This is a genomic window from Pseudoxanthomonas sp. LjRoot204_2 (assembly GCF_056175765.1).
Map to the genome: position 1 here is coordinate 1 of NZ_JBGFFG010000274.1, position 4,596 is coordinate 4,596.

Sequence of the window (4,596 nt, forward strand, 5' to 3'; positions counted from 1 at the left end):
ATGCAGGACTCCGCTGCCGTAGGTGTCGGCAAGGCGATTGATCAGGGTTTTCTCCGCCGGCAACAGGCGATCACGATCCACCAGGCGCCAGTTGCGCTCGTAGAGCGACAGCGCCTCGGCCGCGGGGATCTTGGCCGTGGCCGTGCGGTTCCAGGCAAGCAACTTCAGTTCGGGATAGTCGGCCAATGCGATCAGATCCATCTCTTCCTCCGCCCCCATAGCAGGGGCCTGCAGTTGTCCGCGCATGCGGCGGATATCCGCTCGCGCAAGCTCAGGGTCAGCCACATGCATTTCGCGGCCAGGCATGAAGGAGGTGTGCTGCCGCCACGCCTCCGGCGGACGGCTTGTGTGGACGAAGTCGATCACACCCAGACCTGGGATGACGTGCCGGTACGTGCGCCCGGTGGTCATGACGGTCAATTGCGCCGGCGCTTGGGCCTGCAGCCCCAAGGCATGCAAGGCGCTCTCGCCGGTGAGGTAGTAGGCGTCATCCGGACGCAGGTGGCTCACGCACTTCTCCAGCGCCCACTGGGGCTGCTGGACGAAGGGATTGGCGTACAGACCCGGCGCCAAGCGCCGGATCGTACCGGCGCGCACGTGGCGCACCATGGCCACGCGGAACGAATTGACCTTCTCGCCCGCGAACAGGCGCAGCGTGCTCTCGCTCATCAGCCAGCGCCCCTTCTGGGCGAGCTGATGCAGGATACCGTTTAGCTGGGTCGTCCTCATACGATGTATATTAACATACATCGTTTGTCACTCGCCGATCAGGGGCTCACCGTTCAGCAGGCGGACCAGGTTTTCGGTCTCCCAGGCCGCCCAGCAGAGATCCGGATGCCCCCGATTGACGAAGGGACGCAGGAAATCGATGCGATCGACGACAGCCCCAAAGGTGGTGAAGCCGCCGAAATCGACCGGCCAGGCACGGAACGGGGACGAACCGGTCATGCGGCCTGCCAGAACCAGGGCCCTGTAGAGCCTTCCCGGCAGATGGCCTCGTACTGCGGCAGGTTGGTGCCGCAGAAGCCCTCCAGCTCGCGCACGGAGTCGAACGCCGGCGATGCCTTAACCACCCCAAAGCGATCGCCTGCGTAGAAGCCATGCTCGTTCTGGGCCAGGTCCAGACCGAACCAGTCCAGCACGATGGCCAGGGCCGCGTGCTGGCGCACGAAGGAGTGCAGCAGGGCGCGCTGGCGCTCTTCCGGTACCGACAGGAAGTCGCCCCGCTCCGCGCCCAGGACCTGCAGTCGCGCCAGGCTGGCGGGCAGCCTGCCGTCGTCGGATCTGACGCCGTTGTTGCGCAGCTCGCGCTCAAGGGCGGCGATGCGCTCTTCCTGCCAGGGCCTCACGGGCGCGGCCCGTTGGACAGGCTCTCGGCGACCTCGTCGGCCGTCTTCACTGCGGTGTTGAGCACGTCGCCCAGATGGGCGTCGGGATAGCTCACATCGCACAGATCCACGCGATCGCTCTCCGGGATGCGCTCCCACACGCCCTTGGCCTGAGACAGCAGCTGGCGGATCTGCTCCATCGCTTCGCTCGGCTCCAGGTCGGAGGGCGGCGCCTTAGGCGCCGGCTTCTCCACCGGTGCGGGCGCATGGCCGCGGATCACTTCCAGGGCCGACGTGTTCAGCCCCATCATCAGATCCTTGGCCACAAACATCAGCCGGTCCGAGTGCGATGCCAGCACCGGCGCCGTCTCCAGACTGACCGGCTTGGTGACATCGCGGATCACGAAAGTCGCGCCCACGCAGTTGTTGTGCGGGGCAGCGGCCTGCGGCTCTACGCAGAAGGCCAGCAGCCTGCCTTCTGCGCGCTTGTACAGGGTTTCGGCGTGCTGATCGCCCTCGAATCCGAGTTCACGGGCGCTGTTGCGTACGTCGACGATGCGGCGACCCCAAAGGCTGTCGAGGATCTTGCCGAACTTCTCGACGTGCGCGGGCTCGGCCATGATCGCGTCGTACCCACCGACGCCCATCATGGCGTCCACGACGTCCGGATGGATGGCCAGCGGCTGCAGGACCGCGCGATGCTGCGGCGCCCAGGCGCCCAACGGCGCGGGCTTGGGCGGCGCCGGCTCGCGTAGTGCGGTCAGTGCCTGGCGATCGACGCCGGCAGCGAAGTCCTCCGCGCTCAGCATCAGGCCATCGAGCTCGGTGGCCAGGACCCGCACGTTGGCCGCATCGGTCACGTCCTTGATGATGAAGGTCGACGACACGACATTGCGACCTGCGCCGACCTGCTCGTGTTCATGGGTGAAGATCAGAGTGCGCCCGTCAACGGTCTTGCGCAGCACCTTCTGGTTCAAAGGCCCTTCCCAGTGAAGGCGCCTGAACGCATTGCGTACATCCACCAGGCGACCCTGCAAGGTCGCGTCCAACGCGTCCTGCAAGGCCAGCTTGCTGGATTCGGAGGCCAGAACAGCGGCGTAACCGCCGGCCTCCATGATCGATTCGGGGAGCTGCGGGATCGCAGATTCCTTGCGCACAGGCAAAGCGGTCGTCGAATTCATGGGCGTAGTCGTCCTCTAACTTTGGTTAGAGTATCCGAATAAACATGCATGTCAACGACGTGGGGCGGGTGCCAGAGCTACACCGCTACCCGGCGCTACGGGGTGATGTAGGGACCCCTTCGCCGCCGGCGGCCCGAGGGGCCGGCCGTGCATCTTGGCGGGGTCGCAACCGGGGTGTTAGCGCATGCGCGGGCCGGTGCCCAGCTTGTCTTCCAGCTCGCTCATCTCGATCTCGCCCGACTCCACGTCTTCCAGGATCGTGTTGTCGAAGCTGGCCTCATCTTCCGAGTCCGAGCATGCGTAACCATGCGCTTCCAGGATATCGACCTTGTCCTGACGCGACAGGCGATTGAGCGTGGGCCAGATGTTGGAAACGTCGGTCATCGGTAGATCCTCGAAAGTGGCTTCATCCTACAACGAAAGTTGCTACGCCACTACGGGCGTAGGCCTGGCGTGGGCTCTTCCTGCTCCAGCCTGGCCACATGCTGCAGGCTGGAATCCAGGTAACGGATGACGTCGAAAGCACCGGCACCGTCGAAGGCGCGAATGGCGGCGGCCGTCGTCGGGTCATCCTTGGGCAGAAACACCGCGATGCAGTGCTCCCGTGGCTTGTCCACGCTCAGGAACGGGCCAAACCCTCCCAATCCCCGGGGCATCTCGCGCACGAAATGCGTCACCTGGTTGGCCTCGAAACACTCACGCAACTCCCGGCGCATATCGCCATCGTCGCGCAACGCGTAGACCCCGAACTGCGCGTCCAACTGCCGAAGACACCGTTTGTCGATCTCCTGCCGGTGATGCGCAGCCGTGATCGGCAGCTCGATCCCCAGCTGGCCGGCGATGTATCGAATCGCGGCGAACGTATGCGACCCGTCAGAGTTCGCCAAGTAGTGCCGTCCGGGCGCCCAAGAATAGGTGCAGATGTGGTCGCTCGGCCTCCCCGCGAAGATCCGCAGGCCTTCGTGACGYATCAAGCGCCCAATCGCCTCCGGTGTGACATCCTGGATCTTGTCGGGCCCATTGGCCTGCACCCAGAGATCCAGGTCATCGAAGTCGTGCAGGTTCGACTTGGAGCACGACAGGCCGGTCACCTGGCGCACGTCCAGGGTGATCGTGCCTTCGGTCTTGACCAGCAGGCCGGCCAGCGCCGGCACATCGCGCTTGGCGCCGATGTAGCCCATGCGCGAGTGATGCCAGCCGCGCAGCTCGCCGGCGGCCAGCCGCGGCCAATCCAGCCCGCGCCCGCCGAGCATTTCCCAGCAAATAACGTCATCGCGCGAGAGCGACTGGCGCGCCTTGGGCTGCACCAGGCAATCGGAGTGGTTGCGTAGTACGTCCCGCACCGAGGGGACTGCGCGGCCAATGGACCAGGGCCCGGAAAGGATCTTGCTGAGGTTCATGCGTTCTTCTTTTTGCGAGCGGCCATTATGGCCGCAGGCCCGGGGACAGATCTTCTTCGTCTTCCAGATCGGGACCTGGATCGCAGTTGAGTGACTGCGACACCAGCTCGAAGGCCGTCTCCGTCGCCGCAATACGGCCATCCAGGAACGGCACGATGTGCACCACGCGGTGCGGCGAGAACGCGGCATGGACGCGGTCCAGCTCCGGCACAGCGCTCTTGGCGATCCCCTCATCGAACAGTGTCCAGTTGCGGCGCGCCGGTATCGGCGGCTGATACTGCAGGACCGCCATGCCCGCCACGCGCGGTCGATCGATTCGCTCGATCACGCGCTCATTGGCGTCGAGGATCAGGTATCCCGTCCCCGGAAGGGTGATGTCGAACTGCTCGCGCAAGCGCCGCCACGCGATCAGCTCCATCCCCAACTCATCGCGGCGCTCTTCGGTCGTCATGACCACTACGTTCTCCCTCGTTTCACCCACGTTAGAAGCCCACTGCGACTTTCATCGCCTCTTCGCGCTCTTCGTCCAGCGACGGCGCCGGCGCGTGCCGGCCGCGCTTGAACATGGGCATGCTGTCCATGACCACATCGCGCATGGCATCGGTGATGCGCATGCTATGCAGCTCCGTCATCGGAGCATCCCGGCCTACAAAGACCGCCACACCCTCTTCCAGGAGTGCCTTGGCT

Annotated in this window: 8 protein-coding genes; all 8 read right to left on the minus strand. The window is 65.0% G+C overall.

The genetic code is table 11. The features are described from left to right. The coding region (locus AC04L7_RS12785) for a hypothetical protein (RefSeq protein WP_475513134.1) at positions 1-669 on the minus strand (669 nt) is incomplete at its 3' end. Positions 670-756: 87 nt separating this feature from the next. Further along, positions 757-948: a hypothetical protein gene (locus AC04L7_RS12790; RefSeq protein WP_436001179.1), complete on the minus strand. Its 192-nt coding sequence runs from the start codon at positions 946-948 to the stop codon at positions 757-759. Continuing rightward, positions 945-1,349 carry a hypothetical protein gene (locus AC04L7_RS12795; RefSeq protein WP_436001181.1) on the minus strand — a complete coding sequence of 135 codons (405 nt, stop codon included), beginning with the start codon at positions 1,347-1,349 and terminating at the stop codon, positions 945-947. The genes AC04L7_RS12790 and AC04L7_RS12795 overlap by 4 nt, the downstream gene beginning before the upstream one ends. Continuing rightward, on the minus strand, positions 1,346-2,509 hold the full coding sequence (locus tag AC04L7_RS12800) for a hypothetical protein (protein WP_436001183.1): 1,164 nt from the start codon (positions 2,507-2,509) through the stop codon (positions 1,346-1,348). The genes AC04L7_RS12795 and AC04L7_RS12800 overlap by 4 nt, the downstream gene beginning before the upstream one ends. Positions 2,510-2,686: 177 nt before the next feature. After that, entirely contained in the window at positions 2,687-2,893 is a 207-nt protein-coding gene (locus AC04L7_RS12805) for a hypothetical protein (protein WP_436001185.1), read from the minus strand. 50 nt (positions 2,894-2,943) lie between these two features. After that, positions 2,944-3,909, minus strand: a complete 966-nt coding sequence (locus tag AC04L7_RS12810; protein ID WP_475513135.1) for a DUF6685 family protein — start codon at positions 3,907-3,909, stop codon at positions 2,944-2,946. 25 nt (positions 3,910-3,934) lie between these two features. Continuing rightward, the gene (locus AC04L7_RS12815) at positions 3,935-4,327 is read right to left on the minus strand and encodes a hypothetical protein (protein ID WP_475513136.1); all 393 of its coding nucleotides are present in this window, start codon (positions 4,325-4,327) and stop codon (positions 3,935-3,937) included. A gap of 64 nt (positions 4,328-4,391) precedes the next feature. Beyond that, positions 4,392-4,596, minus strand: a 205-nt coding sequence (locus AC04L7_RS12820; protein WP_475513137.1) for a hypothetical protein, incomplete at its 5' end; no start/stop codon positions are given.

What these genes read in the sequence shown, in the direction of transcription:
- AC04L7_RS12790 (WP_436001179.1), bottom strand. Translation starts at nt 948, where the DNA reads ATGACCGGTTCGTCCCCGTTCCGTGCCTGGCCGGTCGATTTCGGCGGC.
- AC04L7_RS12800 (WP_436001183.1), bottom strand. Translation starts at nt 2,509, where the DNA reads ATGAATTCGACGACCGCTTTGCCTGTGCGCAAGGAATCTGCGATCCCG.
- AC04L7_RS12805 (WP_436001185.1), bottom strand. Translation starts at nt 2,893, where the DNA reads ATGACCGACGTTTCCAACATCTGGCCCACGCTCAATCGCCTGTCGCGT.
- AC04L7_RS12815 (WP_475513136.1), bottom strand. Translation starts at nt 4,327, where the DNA reads ATGGAGCTGATCGCGTGGCGGCGCTTGCGCGAGCAGTTCGACATCACC.